General features: G+C 40.1%; 16 protein-coding genes. 8 read left to right on the plus strand and 8 right to left on the minus strand.

Annotation, left to right across the window (positions count from 1 at the left end):
* Positions 1-203 precede the first annotated feature (203 nt).
* Positions 204-2,723 (plus strand): ABC transporter permease, encoded by a 2,520-nt coding sequence (locus tag V6R21_RS07355; RefSeq protein ID WP_334242252.1) that lies wholly within the window; start codon positions 204-206, stop codon positions 2,721-2,723.
* Between the two features lie 49 nt (positions 2,724-2,772).
* Here the strand turns inward: V6R21_RS07355 and V6R21_RS07360 are convergent, their stop codons facing one another.
* The 5 genes from V6R21_RS07360 to V6R21_RS07380 form a co-directional block, all read right to left on the minus strand.
* Entirely contained in the window at positions 2,773-3,144 is a 372-nt protein-coding gene (locus tag V6R21_RS07360) for a DUF5684 domain-containing protein (RefSeq protein WP_334242255.1), read from the minus strand.
* A 115-nt stretch (positions 3,145-3,259) separates the two neighbouring features.
* The gene (locus tag V6R21_RS07365) at positions 3,260-3,760 is read right to left on the minus strand and encodes a PAS domain-containing protein (protein ID WP_334242257.1); all 501 of its coding nucleotides are present in this window, start codon (positions 3,758-3,760) and stop codon (positions 3,260-3,262) included.
* 191 nt (positions 3,761-3,951) lie between these two features.
* On the minus strand, positions 3,952-6,216 hold the full coding sequence (locus V6R21_RS07370) for a TonB-dependent receptor (RefSeq protein ID WP_334242259.1): 2,265 nt from the start codon (positions 6,214-6,216) through the stop codon (positions 3,952-3,954).
* Between the two features lie 67 nt (positions 6,217-6,283).
* Positions 6,284-6,646 carry a heavy-metal-associated domain-containing protein gene (locus V6R21_RS07375; RefSeq protein ID WP_334242260.1) on the minus strand — a complete coding sequence of 121 codons (363 nt, stop codon included), beginning with the start codon at positions 6,644-6,646 and terminating at the stop codon, positions 6,284-6,286.
* Positions 6,647-6,804: 158 nt separating this feature from the next.
* The gene (locus V6R21_RS07380; RefSeq protein ID WP_334242262.1) at positions 6,805-7,251 is read right to left on the minus strand and encodes an HYC_CC_PP family protein; all 447 of its coding nucleotides are present in this window, start codon (positions 7,249-7,251) and stop codon (positions 6,805-6,807) included.
* A gap of 154 nt (positions 7,252-7,405) precedes the next feature.
* Between V6R21_RS07380 and V6R21_RS07385 the strand changes: the two genes are divergently transcribed.
* The 3 genes from V6R21_RS07385 to V6R21_RS07395 all read left to right on the plus strand — a co-directional run bounded on the left by V6R21_RS07385 (position 7,406) and on the right by V6R21_RS07395 (position 10,128).
* Positions 7,406-7,939, plus strand: a complete 534-nt coding sequence (locus V6R21_RS07385) for a YfiT family bacillithiol transferase (RefSeq protein ID WP_334242263.1) — start codon at positions 7,406-7,408, stop codon at positions 7,937-7,939.
* Between the two features lie 415 nt (positions 7,940-8,354).
* Positions 8,355-9,026, plus strand: coding sequence for a hypothetical protein (locus tag V6R21_RS07390; RefSeq protein ID WP_334242265.1), 672 nt, complete (start codon positions 8,355-8,357; stop codon positions 9,024-9,026).
* A 412-nt stretch (positions 9,027-9,438) separates the two neighbouring features.
* On the plus strand, positions 9,439-10,128 hold the full coding sequence (locus V6R21_RS07395) for a hypothetical protein (protein ID WP_334242267.1): 690 nt from the start codon (positions 9,439-9,441) through the stop codon (positions 10,126-10,128).
* Between the two features lie 71 nt (positions 10,129-10,199).
* Here V6R21_RS07395 and folE read toward each other — a convergent pair whose 3' ends face one another.
* Both folE and V6R21_RS07405 read right to left on the minus strand, forming a co-directional pair.
* Positions 10,200-10,931 (minus strand): GTP cyclohydrolase I FolE, encoded by a 732-nt coding sequence (gene folE, locus V6R21_RS07400; RefSeq protein ID WP_334242269.1) that lies wholly within the window; start codon positions 10,929-10,931, stop codon positions 10,200-10,202.
* On the minus strand, positions 10,891-11,301 hold the full coding sequence (locus V6R21_RS07405; protein WP_334242270.1) for a 6-pyruvoyl trahydropterin synthase family protein: 411 nt from the start codon (positions 11,299-11,301) through the stop codon (positions 10,891-10,893). Before V6R21_RS07405 ends, folE begins: the two co-directional genes overlap by 41 nt.
* Before the next feature lie 501 nt (positions 11,302-11,802).
* Between V6R21_RS07405 and V6R21_RS07410 the strand changes: the two genes are divergently transcribed.
* The 3 genes from V6R21_RS07410 to V6R21_RS07420 all read left to right on the plus strand — a co-directional run bounded on the left by V6R21_RS07410 (position 11,803) and on the right by V6R21_RS07420 (position 14,994).
* Positions 11,803-13,272, plus strand: a complete 1,470-nt coding sequence (locus V6R21_RS07410; protein WP_334242272.1) for a phytoene desaturase family protein — start codon at positions 11,803-11,805, stop codon at positions 13,270-13,272.
* A 66-nt stretch (positions 13,273-13,338) separates the two neighbouring features.
* Entirely contained in the window at positions 13,339-14,277 is a 939-nt protein-coding gene (locus V6R21_RS07415; protein WP_334242275.1) for a hydrogen peroxide-inducible genes activator, read from the plus strand.
* Between the two features lie 129 nt (positions 14,278-14,406).
* A complete protein-coding gene (locus V6R21_RS07420) occupies positions 14,407-14,994 on the plus strand; it encodes a 1-acyl-sn-glycerol-3-phosphate acyltransferase (protein WP_334242277.1) in 588 nt (195 codons plus the stop codon).
* Between the two features lie 54 nt (positions 14,995-15,048).
* On the opposite strand, the gene V6R21_RS07425 is transcribed toward V6R21_RS07420, so the two are convergent.
* Positions 15,049-15,705 carry a winged helix DNA-binding protein gene (locus V6R21_RS07425; protein ID WP_334242278.1) on the minus strand — a complete coding sequence of 219 codons (657 nt, stop codon included), beginning with the start codon at positions 15,703-15,705 and terminating at the stop codon, positions 15,049-15,051.
* A gap of 199 nt (positions 15,706-15,904) precedes the next feature.
* On the opposite strand from V6R21_RS07425, the gene V6R21_RS07430 reads away from it, so the two are divergent.
* On the plus strand, positions 15,905-18,322 hold the full coding sequence (locus V6R21_RS07430; RefSeq protein WP_334242281.1) for a TonB-dependent receptor: 2,418 nt from the start codon (positions 15,905-15,907) through the stop codon (positions 18,320-18,322).
* The last annotated feature ends 2 nt before the right edge of the window (positions 18,323-18,324 follow it).

Below are 18,324 nucleotides of genomic sequence, written 5' to 3' on the forward strand. Positions count from 1 at the left end.
TTATTAAAGCCCCACAGAACTGCGGTTCTCGTGGGGTTTTATTTTATGCAATGAATTCAAAAAAAGTCCATTATTTTACACTTTAAAATCTACTGGAAGAACCAGTTTCAGGGAACTTTTTGACGGTGCGAATATCTCTGTTATCTTACATTTGATAGCTATCAGCTAATCAGCTTTCTCATTACCCAATAACAAAACTGAACATGAACTGGCTTTTTAGGATGGCATGGCGTGACAGTCGTAAAAGTCTGCCCAAGCTACTGCTTTTTACTTCCTCCATCGTACTTGGTATTACTGCTTTGGTCGCAGTCAACACCTTTTCCACTAATCTTCAAAAGGATATAGATAACCAAGCTAAGGAATTGCTCGGTGCAGATATGGAAATCCATGATAACCAACCTGTCCCAGATTCCATCCTTCAGTATTTTAGTGAAAATGCATCAGCTTCTGCCAAGCAATATAATTTTGCTTCAATGGCAGCTTTCCCTGCATCCAATAGATCAAGACTAGTAGATGTGAGAGCACTATTTGGCAGGTTTCCATTTTATGGTGAATTGGAGACACAACCTGCTGAAGCTGTTGAGCAGTTTTATCAGGGCAAGGGAGTATTGATAGATAAGACTGTACTTCTTCAGATGAATGCCGCTGTTGGAGATACTGTCAGGTTGGGAAATGTCTCTTTTGAAGTATTAGGTACGATTGAGAAAGCACCTGGACAGAATACCTTAACAGCTGCAGCTATGCCTGTCGTATACTTTCCGGGAGCGTATGTTGAGCAGACGGGACTTTTGCAAAAAGGTAGTCGTGTCAATTACAGATACTTCTATAAGGTAGCTGGGGATAGAGAAGACCTTGACAAGGAAGCGGAGGCATTTGAGGAAAGGTTTGAAGATGAAGGTGTTCGTACGACCACTGTCAATGAGCGAAAAAGGAGAGTAGGAAGAACCTTTCAAGACCTTAATCGATTTCTTAACCTTGTAGGTTTTGTAGCCTTGTTACTGGGGTGTGTCGGTGTTGCAAGTGCTGTACATGTCTATGTAAAGGGGAAAGTTGAGATGGTGGCATTACTACGCTGTTTGGGAGTAAGTGGTAAACAATCATTTCAGATTTTCCTGATTCAGGTAGCAGGCATGGGGTTAGTGGGAGCCTTGATTGGAGCAATTCTAGGATCTTTACTACAGCTTTACCTTCCTGTACTGTTTAGGGAGTTTATGGTTGTAGAAGTGACGGCAGAGCTTTCATGGTTAGCCATATTGCAGGGTGTCATTACTGGGCTGGTCATTTCGGTGCTATTCGCCTTGCTGCCTTTGCTTGCCATAAGAAAAATATCTCCGCTGAGAACACTTCGAGCCAATGTGCAGGAAAATAACGATCCTGATTGGTTTATGCGTAGTATGTATTTGGTCATCGCACTGTTTGTATTTGGCTTTACATATTGGCAAACCAATAACTGGGGTATTGCAGCAGGGTTTACAGGGGGGGTAACCGTTGCTTTTGGCATACTATCACTTTTTGCTTATGGCTTAATGTCAGGAGTAAGAAAGTATTTTCCCACTTCTTGGAGTTACTTGTGGAGGCAAAGTTTGGCAAATCTGTTTCGTCCCAATAACCAGACGTTAGTCCTGATTGTGACTGTAGGACTGGGTACTATGCTGATTGTAACATTATTTGCTGTACAGGGAATGCTGTTGAATAGGGTAGAGCTTTCAACTTCAGGGAAACAGCCTAACATGATTCTATTCGATATTCAGGATTCTCAACATCAGAAGGTACGTGAGATGATGGCCATAAATCAGTTGCCTGTCATTCAGGATGTGCCGATGGTCACGCTCAGATTAGAAAAGGTGAATGGAATGACAAAGGCAGATGTCAGGGAAGACTCTACCATACATGTACGCTCAAGGACTTTCAACCGTGAGTATCGTGTTACCTACCGCAAAGAGCTGGAAGAATCTGAAAAAACAGTCGCAGGAGAGTGGAAAGGAGCTTGGGAAAAAGGAGAACCAATTGGTATTTCATTCTCGGATGGTTTTGCAAGGTCATCAGGAATTGAGTTGGGAGATACATTAACATTCAATGTACAAGGAGCAAGATTGGAAACTGTTGTGACACACTTAAGGGAAGTGGATTGGAGTAGGATGCAGGCTAATTTCGTGTTGATCTTTCCAACAGGTGTACTGGAAAAAGCACCAAAGTTCCACATTATGTCCACTAAAGTACCTGATAAGGAAGTTTCGGCTCAGCTACAAAGTCAAGTAGTGAGTGCTTTTCCGAATATTTCCATGATTGACTTGGACTTGATTTTAAGGACGCTAGATGATGTACTAGATAAGGTCGCATTTGTTATACAGTTTATGGCATTGTTCAGTATTGTTACAGGACTTTTGGTGCTGATTGGTGCAGTGGTCATTAGCAAGTACCAACGGATGCATGAAAGTGTCCTTTTAAGAACCATTGGGGCGAGCCGTAAACAAGTGTTGGGTATTAATGCTTTAGAGTACTTCTTCTTAGGAGTGTTGGCTGTATTGGTAGGAATTATTCTAGGTTATATAGCTACTTGGGCCATTGGGTATTGGGTATTTGACATGTTTATCTTGCCTGATTTGTTACCTGCTTTAGTAGTTGCAATTGGAATAGTGGCTATTACAGTACTGATTGGGGTACTGAACAGTCGGGAAATAGTAAGTAAACCTCCATTAGCTATCTTGAGAGCCGAAATATAAATTTAAAAGCACTTTGAGTTGATTCTCAAAGTGCTTTTACTGTATTGACCTAGTACCTAGCTGTTTTTGGTCCAAGATACCTGCTGTCACTAAACCCAAGAATGGGAATCATTATGATAGAGAAAAAGACATTGAGAATACAGAATAAAACACCTTTTCCATACCTTCTAGGAAATTCATAATTGACGTAAACAGCAAAGATAATATTCACAAGAGGGATCAGGAACAATAGCACTAGCCAAGGGGAATGACCGATTAACTTGATCATAATGGCAAAGTTCAAAATAGGAATAAAAGCCATCCATCCTGCTTCTCCGGCTTTTCTAAAACACTGGTATAGCCCAAAGGCAATCAGTAAATACCCTATAATACCGAGACCTGTAGATTCAGGCGATACTGGTACATAATCATCTTCAAACATATTCTATAGCTAGTTAAAGTTAGTGTTGTATCAATTCGATTAAATATAAAAATACGAAAAAACAGAGATAAACTCTTTTTAACTAGCTATTGGGAGGGGGTGGGTGTGAATTTTCTTATACGGCCTGTTCAAAAGCTATATAATTGGCAAGCTTCCCTTCTTTATTCAGAATAGGAAAACCTTTGATATGACATTTGTAAGTGCTACCGTTTTTCTTGTAGTTGGTTAGGGTTACCTCAAAAGGAGTTTGGTTGCTTAGGGCATTTCTGATGACGGCTTTGGCGTAATTTTCGGTTGCTTCGCCTTGCAATACTTTTGGAGATTTACCTTCCAATTCTTTGGGGTAATAGCCCGACATGTCATAAAGGTTCTGACTGGCAAAAATGACCTTTTCGTCTTGGTTTACCACCAGTATAGTGCTGTTGTGGTCAAATAGTTCCTTTTCAAAGTCCCATTTCACATCCCATTGATGGCTACATGACAGTGCTTGTAACAGTTCTAAATCCTTTTGCTTTTGTCTATGTTGCATCTGTTCCATTTGGTAAACATCCCAACACAGCAGCGGAGAGGTTTTACAGTCCTGAAACTCTTTTTTTCTTATGTCAAATGCTATCATATTGAAGTTACTTTTATCAGTTGAAAGAAAGTGGTTTGTGTAGGGCGAACTCCGTGTGAAGGGAAATCGTTTTCAAAAATGTGAAAAAAATATTCTAAAGTCTGGCTACAATTGAGGTAACAGGGTTTTAGGGCATAATAAAAGAGGCTGAAACTCATTTGTTTCAGCCTCTTTTTATAGTGATACTACTTTTACAACTTGAACCTAAGTCCTGCATAGGTCATACGACCAAAGATTGGTCCCCATACAATAGAACTGTCAAAGTGTGGATCAAATGGATTTTCAGCAGAGATTATCGGATACTCCTGTGTTACATTGCCAATATTCTCCATACCTAGATATACTTCGAGCCATTGATTTTTTAATGACTTGGTTACCTGTGCATTCATCAGGAAAAAATTGGGCGAATAGTTGTCCATTCGAAACTCTTCAGGGTTACTCTGTGTGTTAGGTAACCTTTTCTGTCCATTCCATTGGACAGTATAGTCAAATAGCCATTTTCCACCTTTCTCACCTTCCCTTGTTTCGTAGGAAAAGTTTGAAAATGCACGGTGCTGGGCTGTGAGTGGCTTTTGCAAGCGTGTTTCACTATAGTCAGTTTTTACATCTAGCCAACGGTACGCCAACTTCACGTCAAACCTACGCAAAGGACTGTAGGTTAGCTCTGCTTGGAGACTATTGGAATAGGAAGTGCCATTGAGGTTGTAAAACAGGATTTCTTGTGTATTATGATCAAGGTCTACCACAATTTGGTTTTGGAAATTGGTGTGGTAAAAGTCCACATTTAAGCTACCATCCTTGTAGAAAAGCTCAAACTCATGTTGCAGTCCTAAACCATAGTTCCATGCAACTTCGGGGTTCAAGCCATATGCCTTTTCCTGTATATTGTCAGCTAGAATATTGACCTCTCTGGCACTGGCAAATACAGCCATATTTTCTGCAAAAATATTTGCAGTACGCTGCCCCCTACCGGCTGTAGCCCTTACTGCTGTACGTTCAGTCAGCGCATAGCGAGCATGAAGCCTTGGTGTAACAAAAGCACCAAACATGTTGTGATAATCTCCCCTTAGCCCTGCAATCAGCTGGAATTTATCCTGAAGGTTCATGGAGTATTCTGCATAGGCACCAAATACTGCTTCAGTACGTCTAAAGTTCGTTTCCTCAAAGGTTGTACTGCCAAATGTTTCATCATAGTCATCATACAGGAACGTCAGACCAGTTTTGAATTTATGGTCTGTCGTGCTGATGATCGATTGATAGATCAAGTTGGTATAAACACTTTTTTGCTGTCCCTGATAAACTGTATTGCCAAAATAGGCGTCTTGATCGTGGTAGGTTCCCGTCAATTGAAAACCGATACTTCTGTAAGGCTTTTCTGGAAATACATAGCCTGTTTTTGCAAAAACTTCAGCATGATCAGTGTTGATTTCTAATCCATAGTATTCAGTTCCAAACTTGTGTACTTCAGGATCGAAATCTACTTGTCCTCCTTGTTTTCTGTCTTGGAGGTATTTAATTCCTACCTGAGCCTCGAGTCCCTTGCCACTTTCATATTTCCATCTATGGATGCCGTTGAACTGACTGGCTAATGGAAAGTCCAGAAAACCATCATCATTATGGTCTTGCTTGGTCGTCCTGCCACTGGCATGTAGAAGAGTAGCAGTTGACCACTTTTCACTGATCTTTTGCATGGTGTTGACATTCAATTCCAGTCTTCCACCTTGGTTGGCGTAGGCATTGACCATCAGCTTTTCACTGATAAATGGTTTCTTTAACTCAGCGTTGATTTGCCCTGTGATGGACTCGTACCCATTGACTACCGAACCAACTCCTTTAGAAACTTGAATGCTTTGTAACCAAGTACCTGGCAAGTAGGTAAGCCCAAAGTTCGAAGAAAGCCCCCGTATGGTGGGTAAAGACTCAGTAGTGATCTGTGCATAACGTCCTGCAAGACCTAGCATTTCGATCTGTCTGGTACCGGTAATGGCATCTGTAAAGGATACATCTACGGATGGGTTGGTCTCAAAACTTTCAGATAGGTTGCAGCAGGCAGCCTTAAAAAGCTCCTTCTCTGTCATGTTTTGGACTCCCACTGTTTCCACAAAATCCATGTAGCTGCTTCCTCTGTCACCTACTACTTCCACTTCTGATAACTGGTCATCAGCATGCAAGGTGATATCAACAGAGGTGTTAGAAGCTACAGAGACCGTATCACTCAGAAACCCAACATAACTGATAACCAGCTGACTTTTTCCTTTAGGAATAGCTAGCAGGAATTTACCATCAGGCTTTGTTGTCGTACCTGTGGTCGTATTGAGCCAATATACATTGGCCCCTGCAAGTGGTAATTTATTTCCCTGCTCATTGATTTCAGACACAGTTCCTTCCACTGTTTGGCCGAACACAAATGCAGGAAACATCAAACAAGCTATCATTAGCTTAATGATATATTTCATAGCGTCATGTTTTGTCTGGGCAGTGGTTTCCTGCCCAGATATATCTTATCGGAAAATCAGTGAAAGCTTAGTGTGTGTGATTGTTTTCTACATAGCGGCAGCAGTGTGGCAGCTTCTGGTAGCTTTCCTTTGTAGGCTTGTTGGTTTCAGTTTCATGTCCCACCTTGGCGACCAAGGCGTGTAGCTCTTCTTCAGTTACCTTATTGGTACGGTAAGTTACTTTAAGCATCTTGGTTTCTTTGTCCCAATATGCGAATGACACTCCCGGAACATCCAAGGCAGTTTCGATTCGTTCTTTACACATTTCACAATTGCCAAGTACCTTAAATTCTGTGGTGACTTTTTTCTTGTCTTGAGCTTGTGCATTGTTTGAAATTGTAGCTATTGCGACAAAAAGGATAAGGGCGAATGTTTTTATAATTGTGTTCATAGAAAATCAAATGAATTACTTTATTGAAAATTGAAAAATAAAAGAAGGGTTGCCCAAAATGGTGTAAGCAACCAAAGCCTAATTACAGAGTTGTAAACTGATAGTCAGTTACAGAGTAAAAGCCACTTTGTAAAAAGGTGAAGTTTGAAAAGTCAATTTCAATTTCTAAGAACACAGAATAGTATATGTAGGGGCGTTTTAGGCGGAGGCAGGTTAAACTGCTGAGGTAAAAACTGTACAATTTTTTGCGAGAATGACAGGATTACTTCCTTGTAGGAAGGCGTTTCTGGTAAGCTGGCAATAAATTGTACTGGTGGAAGCTGTATCAGGTCTGAAGCACGATGTGAGTCCTGAATCTTAATGATTGCCGTTTCAGTCTCGCAGCAACTGTTCTCGTTAGCGCCATGTTCACAGTTTTTGTGATCAGGTTTTTCTGTGATGTGACAGTTTGGGCATTGTGGAGCTTCAGTATGACAAGTGGCTTCCGTTTTTGAGAAAACAGAATAGCTGGTCATCTCGCCTTGGCAATAATGCTGGCTGACCCCGATTCCAATAAAGAGAACCGTGTAGATAGTGGCTACGGCTATGTGCAAAAATTTTCTCATTGAAGCAAAGGTAAGAAAGGAGGGCTTTATCTTCAAAATGTGTGGAATAGATATCAGAAAGAATGTCTTATCAGCAGGATTATTTTAAGATAATTAACATCTTTGTTTAGAGCTGGTTTCAACAATATACTTTCATTTTCAATCACGAATAAACATGTCAACAAACCAAACCGAAAAACTAAAATATCCTATTGGAAAGCTTCAGTTTCCTGATGAAATTACACGAGAGATGGTCAACTTGTGGATTAAAGAAATCGAGGGATTGCCTTTGAAATTGAAGAAAGCAGTTTCAGAACTGTCAGAGGCAGAAATGCAAACACCTTACAGACCAGAAGGGTGGACTGCCTTGCAGGTTGTTCACCATTTGGCAGATAGTCATATCAATGGCTTTATGCGTTTCAAATTAGCCCTTACCGAATACAAACCAACCATAAAACCTTATTACGAGGATCGTTGGGCAGAGCTGCCTGACAGCCATTTAACCCCAGTTGAAGTTTCTCTTGCCTTATTGGAAGCATTGCATCAGCGTTGGACAGTTTTGTTGATGGCTTTAACTGATGAAGACCTGAAAAAGACAGTGATTCATCCAGAACATGGAAAAGAAATTTCGGTAGAAGAACTGATTGCCACTTATGCTTGGCATGGTAATCACCATTTGGAGCATGTCAAGTTGGTAAAGCGACCTTAAAGGTATTGCCCCGACCTAAGATAGGAGTCGGGGTTTTACTATTAGTCTATTTGATTACTCTTTAGCTCTTAGGTGTCTTTTTTTTAAATATTGGGTTTTGTATGCGATCCTTATTCATGCACCCTTACATTCGTTTTTGTATTACCTAATTTTTACAGACACTTATTGACCATCAAATAAGAGGTAGCTTGTTGTATGAGTGATATTATTAGTTAAAGTGTGATAAAGATGTCTTTAATTCTTAATGAAAAGACGCCAACTTACATTAAATTTGTACTATTCAAATTTTAGGTTTTAAAATATATAGTCCAATTACTTCGTTTTTTTGACAACAGAAACCTACAGAAAGGGACTTTCTCATTTAAGAGAGCTCATATTTTTCAACTGAACTTAACTCAACAAGCGAACCTCTAGCATGAAGTTAAAGATTTTTAGCTGTACCTTATTGATTTTCATTTGTATGGTAAGTAGTCTGGCTTTCAGTCAGATTGAGCCCATGATACAGTTGGAACAGGATGAGCGTTTCCAACGGACTAGAGTGGACGGAAAACTACTGTACAGGCTGAAAGAAATACCTGAAGACAGGTCTTTTGTGTCGTATTTTATCCATGTGAATAAAGGAAATGCAGAACTTGGAATTGAATTCCAGTATTTGGGGGATGTGCACCATAATTTGGTGGACGTACAACTAATGCTGGGAGGAAGTCGAACACCAATCAAGCTTTCAGCCGATATGCCAGAACTTTTCGGTTTCGAGTATTGCAATGACACACTGATGGCAGACCTAAATGATAAGCACCGGGAAGTAGTCAGGGGTTATGGTTTAAATGCTTCGTCATTTTTACCTTATTGGAAAGAGATCCAGCTTTGGTATCAGGACTATCAGGTAGATCCATCCTCTATGCAAAACAATAAAGTGAGATTTACTTTTGAAGTAGGTGGAAAGGGGAAGCCATTGGAAGTGACAAGGAACCTGTCAGAGGGTGAAATGGAACAGATGGAAACTGTGATAGTGAAATTTGCTGAACTTAAGGACAGTTACAATAGTAAATCCGTTGAAGGGGAAAGCTATCAGGTGAACTGGTAAAATCCTTATTGGTATACATGTAGAGGAGGTTACACTTAAATGATAACAAAAGTGTAACCTCTTTTTTTTGTAGGAAACTCAAATTTTTTTAAAAGTCTTTAACGCTGTCATGAACAGGGAGTTTAAGGAAACCTTTACAGTTGTTCAGACTTATTTTCAAAACCCATTCTAACAAAACGAACTTTTACTGAGTTCATTCTTCGCAATTGATGTTATTATACTAAGGCCAAATGTTATGACTGTCAGTGTTATAAGTGCAATTGCTAATGAATATTTATAAGAGGTCGTTTTTCTCAATATTACTAAACGCGGGGACTGGCTAGGTGGAAAAGATGGTGACTGTGCCGACTAATTTGTTAGATTAATAGTTACAGCTATCCACATAAGACCAATCAATCAAATTTCACTCACTATGATTAACAACAAGTTTACTACCACCGAAAAATTTATTTTTTCGATAGTGCTTGTGCACATCCTGATCGGTATTTACACATTCTTTTATGATAGCACATTTTTCAATCAATATGTTGTTGAGGATGGTTACATAGAGAATTTTACAGCCGTTATGCTGTTATTGTCAGCAGGCTTTTTCTTTGTTGCCGCCTTCAAAAATCAGAAACAGCTTCGAGCTATGATGATTGTCTTCGGAATGGTCTTTCTGTTTGGAGCGGGAGAAGAAATATCCTGGGGGCAACGTATCTGGGAATTGAATACGCCAGAAGAGCTAAAATCAATCAATACACAAGCTGAGCTCAATTTTCATAATATCAAGGTAGGTGAAGTGAAGCTCAACAAGCTTATATTCAGTACAATCATGTACAGTGGTATTTTTACCTATTTGCTTGTCATTCCATTGCTCTATCAGTTTAGTAGCAAGGTAAGGAACTTCAAATACCTGTTCATTCCAATTCCAAGACTGACACAGGGTGTGTTGTATTTGGCATTTTACCTGTTGATATCAGTTATTCAGGATGGAAAGTTGTGGGAGCTTCAGGAGTTCACTTTTGGTGTTTTTCTGTTTGTAACCTTGCTGTATCAGCAGAATACGCGCTTTGATCAGCTTGTAAGCGGGAGACTGCAACTAAATCAGATATTAGCCTGAATAGTATTATAAAACAAAGGACAGCTTCTGTACGAGAAGCTGTCCTTTGTTTTATTCTTTAGTAAATACTATTACTGAATATATTGAAGGAATTCACTCTTAGCGCTTTCTTCCTTAAACTTGCCACTGTAGTGGGCTGTCACTGTAGAACTGGTTACATCTTCTACACCACGCATTGATACGCAAAGGTGTTTAGCATCAATTACTACAGCCACATCTTCGGTTCCAAGTGTTTTCTTTAGGTCTTCAGCAATTTGAACTGTCAGCCTTTCCTGTACCTGAGGACGTTTGGCATAGTACTGTACAATTCGATTGATTTTTGAAAGACCAATCACCTTTCCATTAGAGATATACGCTACGTGCGCTCTACCAATAATCGGAACAAAGTGATGCTCACAGTTTGAGTAGAAGGTAATGTCCTTCTCTACAAGCATTTCATTGTATTGGTACTTGTTTTCAAACAGCTTGATATCAGGACGGTTTTCAGGGTTTAGTCCGCTGAAAATTTCCTTTACATACATTTTGGCAACACGATATGGTGTGCCACTCAGGCTGTCATCAGTAAGGTCAAGTCCAAGGATATCCATGATGGAACGGAAGTGTTCCTCAATCTTGGCAACCTTAGTGTCGTCATCCATTTCGAAAGCATCCTGACGCATCGGTGTATCATGAGAGGTAGCTACATGCTCATTCCCGATCTCTTCTATCTCAGAAGTACGAGAAGACACCGCAGCCACATCCGTTCCGTTTGAACCGTTTCCGTTAAGATGCTGGGTATTCCACAAAGTTTCGTTCTGTTTCATATAGAATCACTTTTAAATCGAATTTCGGGTCCAGTTGTTCCCGGAGTATATTCCAAATGACCACACAAATGTTTTCCGCAGTAGGGTTGAGTGTCTTAAACTCCTCCACCTCAAGGTTCAGGTTTTTATGATCAAGCTTTTCGAGAACATTTTCATCAATGATTTTGTTCAAGATCTTCATATCGATCACGTAACCAGTCTCAGGGTTTACTTCCCCCGTTACCTTGACTGTCAGGTTGTAATTGTGTCCGTGAAAATATTCATTATTGCATTTTCCAAAAATGAACTTGTTCTTCTCTTCGGACCAATCAGGATTGTGTAGTCTATGTGCCGCATTAAAATGCGCCTTTCTTGAAACTGTAACTTTCATCACAAAGGTTTATTGATAATTGAAGCGCAATGTGTTTATATATAATAATCAGTGTGTCAGTTTAGTTTGCTTAGGTTACCTTTTACTTATGAATTAGTCACGCTGAACCAAAGGACGCAAATTTAACGACTCTTTAGCTAAACTACTAACGATACTGAATCAGACTACTTTTGGTATCAGTAAATATATAGCCAAGGTGAGTTAATCCTTGTTAAATACTGTAAGCTCCAGTTGTACAACACTATTGTAGTCCTTTTTCCACTCGTAATATAACACTCACAGTATAAATTCTATTTATCCGCACATATACGCTATCAATGTCTCGCATATTTTAATTGTCACTTAAACAGGAAAGATACTCTAATTGTTTAATGTCTGAATTAGCAGGTTAAGTAAAATAATCTGAAAGTCAGCGGCTTGTGAGTGGTGATATTTTTAAATGAATTACTTGAATTTCAAAACTGGAACACATTCAGATTAGTAATAGGATAAATCTCTAAGATGAGAAAATTTGATGTTTGTGTAATTGGCAGTGGCATGGCTGGACTAACTGCAGCCTGCCTTCTTGCAAAAGATGGAGTGAAAGTGGGTGTGCTGGAGCAAAACTGGTTGCCTGGTGGGTGTGTCAGCTCGTATTCACGAAAAGGGTTTGTATTTGAGAGTGGAGCTACCACTTTGGTTGGGCTTGACCAACATATGCCATTGCGCTTTTTATTGGAAGAAACCGGTATCAATATTAATCCATTGCACCTGAAACTACCCATGCAGGTTTGGTTGCCAGATGGTACGCTTGTCAACCGCTATGAGCCTTTGGAGAAATGGATTGCGGAAGCGGAACGAGTATTTGGAAAGCAAAGCCAACGGGCTTTTTGGGAGTTCTGCTACAAGGTAAGTGAGTTTGTATGGGAAACATCTCTCAAGCAAACGGCTTTTCCTCCCAGTAATGCATCAGACCTGTTGTTTGCAATGGGGAATGCAAGCCTGAAACAATTTAAGTTTGCCCGATATGCCTTGACTTCAATGAAATCCTTATTGAAGTCCTTTAAGCTTGATAAGCATAAGGAGTTTGTTCGTTTTGTCAATGAACAATTGATGATCACGGCCCAAAACAGGATGGAAGAGGTAAATGTCTTGTTTGGGGCAACGGCACTTTGCTATACCAACTATGGGAACTATTATATGAATGGGGGGCTTATCAACCTTATCAATCCTTTGGTAGATTTTATAAAAGTCAATGGAGGGGAAGTGCTTTTAAGAACTGGTGTAGAAAGTATTGAAAGGGAAAACGGTCACTATACTATTCAGGCAAAGCATAAAACGGAGAAGGAGGAATTCAGTTGTGGGTATCTCATTTCAGCCATTCCGATCAATAATACCTTGGAAGTGTTTAGAAGTAAGCCACGGAAGGTATTTGAAGAAAAGCAGATGGGCTCTGAGAGGTTGAACAGTGCATTCCAATTGGGGATAGGTTTTAATACTGATAAAACGTTTGACGCTATTCATCATCAAATACACTTGAAGACCCCTTTAGCGGAATGTGGAACAGATAGTATTTTCCTGAGCCTGAACCATCCTTCTGACACTTCCCGAACAGAAGCAACAGGACAATGTGTAGCCTCAGTTAGTACACACCTTCATGATCCAGAAAGAAACTATATAAAAGATATTGAGGCTGTAGAGAGTGCGATTGTTGATAAGTTGGAAAGTTTGGGGTTTCTGACTCGTAAGGATATAGTTTACCAGCATTCTGCGACTCCCAAAACATGGAAGAAGTGGACAGGCAGGGCATTTGGGTTTGTAGGAGGATATCCACAGTTTATGAAAATAAAGCCTTGGCAGATGTTGGATGCAAGACTTGATGGAGATAAAGCCTATATTTGTGGTGATACGACGTATCCGGGACAAGGAATTCCGGGAGCGACATTAAGCGGTATCATCGCATATGAAAAAATGAAAAGAGATCATTTTTAATAGAATAGTCTGAAAGAAGCCTGTTTTAGGCCTGTTTATTAATTTTTTGATTTATACCAATTCAAGATGACGTTAACACAACTGGAATATATTGTGGCTGTTGATCAATATGGAAGCTTTTCGCAGGCAGCGGAAGCTTGTTTCGTGACACAGCCAACTTTGAGTATGCAGATCAAGAAGCTGGAGGACTATCTTGGTGTAATGATTTTTGACAGGAGTAAGCAACCTGTTATTCCGACTGAAGTAGGTAGGCCTCTGATTGAGCAGGCTCGTGTGGTTTTGACGGAATCCCGTAAGCTGGATGAGATCATCAAAACCCATCAGAATACAATAAGTGGAGAACTGAAGGTTGGAATTATCCCTACATTGGCTCCTTATTTACTGCCTCGCTTTGCTGGAGAGTTGGTTAGAAGTTATCCGCAAGTTTCACTGATAATCCGTGAATGGCAAACGGATGAGATCGTAAAGGCTCTTCGTAAAGACCTTATTGACGTTGCGATTATTGTCACGCCGCTTAATGAGGATGGCTTAGAGGAGTTACCGCTCTTCTATGAAGAGATCTTGGTGTATACCAACCCGACTTACAAGTTTGAAAAGCAGTTGGAGGTGAAGATTCAGGATATTCAGTCTCCTGATATTTGGCTGTTGAGTGATGGACACTGTTTCAGGGATCAGGTGATTAACCTGTGTTCTTATAATAATAAGGTAGAGCATAACTTGCCTATCACATATAACAGTGGATCATTAGAGACCTTGCGTAAGTTAGTGGATAGAGAAGGAGGGTTTACGTTATTGCCCGAATTGGCAGTCGCTGAATTTGATGAGGATGCCTTGGAGCGTGTGAGAACCTTCAGTGACCAGAAACCTGTAAGGGAAATTAGCCTTGTATATGCCCGCAACTTCGCAAAAGCTTCATTGGTGAAGGCACTGGGAGAGGTGATCCGTAATAATGTACCACAGGATATGCTGCAACGAGAAAGAGGTAATGTTGTGGGGTGGAAATAAAGAGTTGTAAAGAAATTATAAAAAATAGAAGATTTTGTCACAAGTTGTTTTTCTGCCAGTCTGAGGTTGATGGGACGTTATGTCCCGATTTGTTTAAGAACAATGTGTTGAAGTAAAAAAAGACCTGGAATGGTAAGATTGATATTTAGATTATTGTTTTGGTTAAAAGGGTGGAAAATCAAAGTTCATCCAGAAGTAGATTTAAATCAAGCAAGGAAATCGGTTATTTTAGCAGCTCCACATACTTCCAATTGGGATATTGTATTTGCAGTGGAAGCATGTAGGCAAATGGGAATAAAGCTTCGTTTCGCAATCAAAAGAGAGTGGATGCGTTTCCCTTTGAATATTGCAATCCGTCCGATGGGAGGGATTGGAATTGACCGTCGCCCAAAAGATAACCGCAAGAAAAAACTGAGTATGGTGGAAGCCATGGTAAACCTGTTTGAGGGCAGGGATGAATTGGCTGTAATGGTTCCACCTGAAGGGACACGCTCAAGAACCGAAAAATGGCGTACCGGCTTTTATTATACAGCGCTTGAAGCAAAAGTGCCAATTGTATTGTCCTACCTTGATTATAAGAACAAGGAAGCAGGCATTGGCAGAATTTTGCACCCGTCAGGAGATTTAGAAAAAGACATGAATGAGATTATGACATTCTATAAAGATATCCCTCCGAAGTTTCCAGAAATGTTCGCTTTGGATCCACGGTATGTGTAAAATAAAAGCTTGTGTGAATTGAAAACCTCTTTATAACAAATAAAGAGGTTTTTTTTATGTCTCAAGTTCAATGTATTTCTCCACAACGGCTGCCAAGTCATCCAACTGTTCTTGTCGGTGCAAATGCTCATGAAAGTCGCATAAGTACTGAAATTTTTTCATCAGGAATAGTTTGTCCTGTGTTGTCAGGTTCGCATAAAGGAGCGTGTTCACTGGAGAGAAAGCAATTCTGGAATCTCGCATGACAACCTTCCCTTGTTCGGTTAAGGATAACCTTTTGGAACGCTTATCTTTTGTGTCCGCAGTTTCAAGTAACAAACCATCTTTTTGAAGTCTTTTGATCATCTCAAAAATGGTAGTCTTCTCAATCATAGCAGCTCGCATAAAATCCGATTTCAGGAAATCTGACTTGATCGGGTTCCCTTCTCTTTCTACAAAGCTCAGCAGCAGAAATTCTTCCACAGTTCTGAGGGGTAAGTGGTCAAGTACCTTTTTCATCAAGGTGTTTTTATATCGCTCCAAATATATAAACAGGATGCTGAGTCGAATATTCAGGAGGTTACTGTCTATTGGTGGAGTTGCTGGGACAGTCTGTTCCTGTGGTTCATCTTTGGTGAGCCAATTTCCAAAGCCATTAAGCCCTTTTCCTCCTTGCTCTTTGAACGCTTTCCATTTTTCTAGCAGAATGATTACCTCGTTCAGTTCGTTCACTGTTGTAATAGTTATTGATGCTGTTAAATAGAAGTATTACAGTTATTTATAAAAAATATGCCTGTTAGTTAAACATTTTTTAATCCAAAATGTTCCGTTATTGTTCTAATTTATTTCGCTATTGTACTAAATTGGATCCCTGAAAATTATTGAAACCGAAATTGAGAAACAACTTAGCATCGCATTAACAGAAAATGTAATGAAGCAGATCATTGTTATTTTTTTGCTTTTAATATGTCTTCAGCCGCTATTAGCGCAGACAGGTATTATTAAAGGACGTGTCTATGATAAAACTAGTAATGAGTCAGTTCCGCTAGCCAACGTACTGATTCAAGGGACTTCTTCAGGTGTTACATCAGATTTGGATGGTAATTATAAGCTGGAAGGATTAAAGCCTGGGCTTTATAATGTCATTGTCAGTTATGTAGGTTATGAACCCCTGACACTATTTGAAATTGAGGTAACCAATGCCCGTCAAGCTATTGCTGATTTTGGGTTGGTGCCTACAGCCAGTGAACTGGAAGAGGTCGAAGTGGTAGCAGAAGGCTTTTATAAGTCAGAAGAAAGTCCTGTGTCGGTTAGAACGATCGGTTTGGCGGAGGTAAAGCGAAACCCTGGAGGAAATCGTGATATCTCTAAAGTGATTCGTTCATTGCCAGGTGTAGCATCTACTGCGTCTTTTAGAAATGACATCCTGATTCGTGGTGGTGCACCAAATGAGAACCGCTTTTACCTGGATGGGATAGAAGTGCCAAATATCAACCATTTTGCAACGCAAGGGGCTTCTGGAGGTCCTGTCGGAATGATCAATGTAGATTTTATCCGTGATGTGGAGTTTTACTCTGGTGCCTTTCCGGCAGCAAGAGGAAATGCGTTAAGTTCTGTGATGGAGTTTAAGCAAAAGGATGGACGTAATGATAAGTTGACTGCCAACCTGATTTTGGGAGCATCTGATGTAGGTGCGACATTGGAAGGGCCATTGACTCCAAAGTCTAGTTTTATCTTTTCAGCAAGAAGGTCTTACCTGCAATTTCTTTTTAAGGCTTTAGGACTGCCATTTCTGCCTACTTACAATGACTTTCAGTTAAAGTATAAATACAAGTTTGATCAAAAGAATCAGCTTTCAATTATTGGTCTGGGTGCGATTGATGATTTTGCAATCAATGACGATCCTGGAAGTCCAGATGATGAGGACTATGAGCGCAACTTGTATATTCTGGATAATATTCCGATACAGAAACAGTGGAACTATACTTTTGGGGCGAAGTATGAACACTTCCGAGATAATTCTACGATTACGTTAGTTGCAAGCCGAAATATGTTGAATAATGACCAGTTCAAATATCCGGGTAATGATGAGTCAATGCCGAAGTTGTTTGATTATGAGTCTCAAGAGATTGAAAACAAGTTCAGAGCTGAAGTGTTGACTTATCTTCCGGCTGATATGGTATTGACATATGGTGCAGGATATGAATTTGCCAAATACAATAACCGATCTCAAGAACCTCGTTTTGTACCGGGAACGGGCATTACGGATTTCAATGTTTCCAGTCTTTTGGAAATGCATAAATGGGGTGTATTTGCTAACATCAGTAAGAAGTTTTTTGATCAGCGCCTGACATTGTCAGCAGGTTTCCGTACAGATGCCAATGACTATTCTGAGTCTATGAATAACCTAGCTGAGCAGTTTTCGCCAAGGTTTTCGGCTTCCTATGACCTGACAAAACGCTTTAGCTTGAACTTTAATACAGGTATTTATTATCAATTGCCGACTTATACCACATTAGGATATCGTCCTGAGGGAAGTGAAGATTTTCCTAACAAGCAAAATGAGCTGACATATATCCGAAACCGTCATATTGTAGGTGGCGTAGCCTATACAGTCAATGAACGTAACTTCAAAATATCCTTGGAAGGGTTCCACAAGAAGTACAGTAATTATCCATTCTCTGTGACCAATCAAATTGCGTTGGCAAACCTTGGAGCTGACTTTGGAGTAATCGGTAATGAGGAAGTTACATCTACAGCAGAGGGTAGGGCTTACGGTTTGGAGTTTTTGGCACAGCAAAAGTTCTATAGAGGGTTTTATGGTATTTTGGCTTACACCTTTGTAAAGAGTGAATTTACGGACAACACAGGTGAGTTTGTGCCGTCTTCATGGGATAGCCGTCATTTGGTTAGCCTGACGATGGGTAAGAAGCTAGGTAGAAACTGGGAGATCGGTGGACGCTGGTTGTTCTCAGGGGGTACACCTTATACACCATATGATGTGGAGGCATCTATGCAAAAAGAACAATGGGATCAGCGAAACCAGGGAGTCTTGGATTATACTCAATTAAATACAGAGCGTACAGCTAACTTCCACCAGTTAGACGTTCGAGTAGATAAGAATTTCTACTTCAGTAAATGGTCCCTGAATTTGTATTTCGATATACAAAACCTGTATAGCTATGAGGTAGAGCAGCAACCAATTCTGAGTGTGGAACGTGATGCCAACGGTACACCAATTGTGGCAAATCCTGATGCTCCGGTAAGCGAGCAGCAGTACATTCCTAAGTTTATAGAAAACACCAGTGGACAATTATTGCCAACTTTAGGTGTGATTGTGGAGCTATAATA

The organism is Limibacter armeniacum, from assembly GCF_036880985.1.
Lineage (GTDB): Bacteria > Bacteroidota > Bacteroidia > Cytophagales > Flammeovirgaceae > Limibacter > Limibacter armeniacum.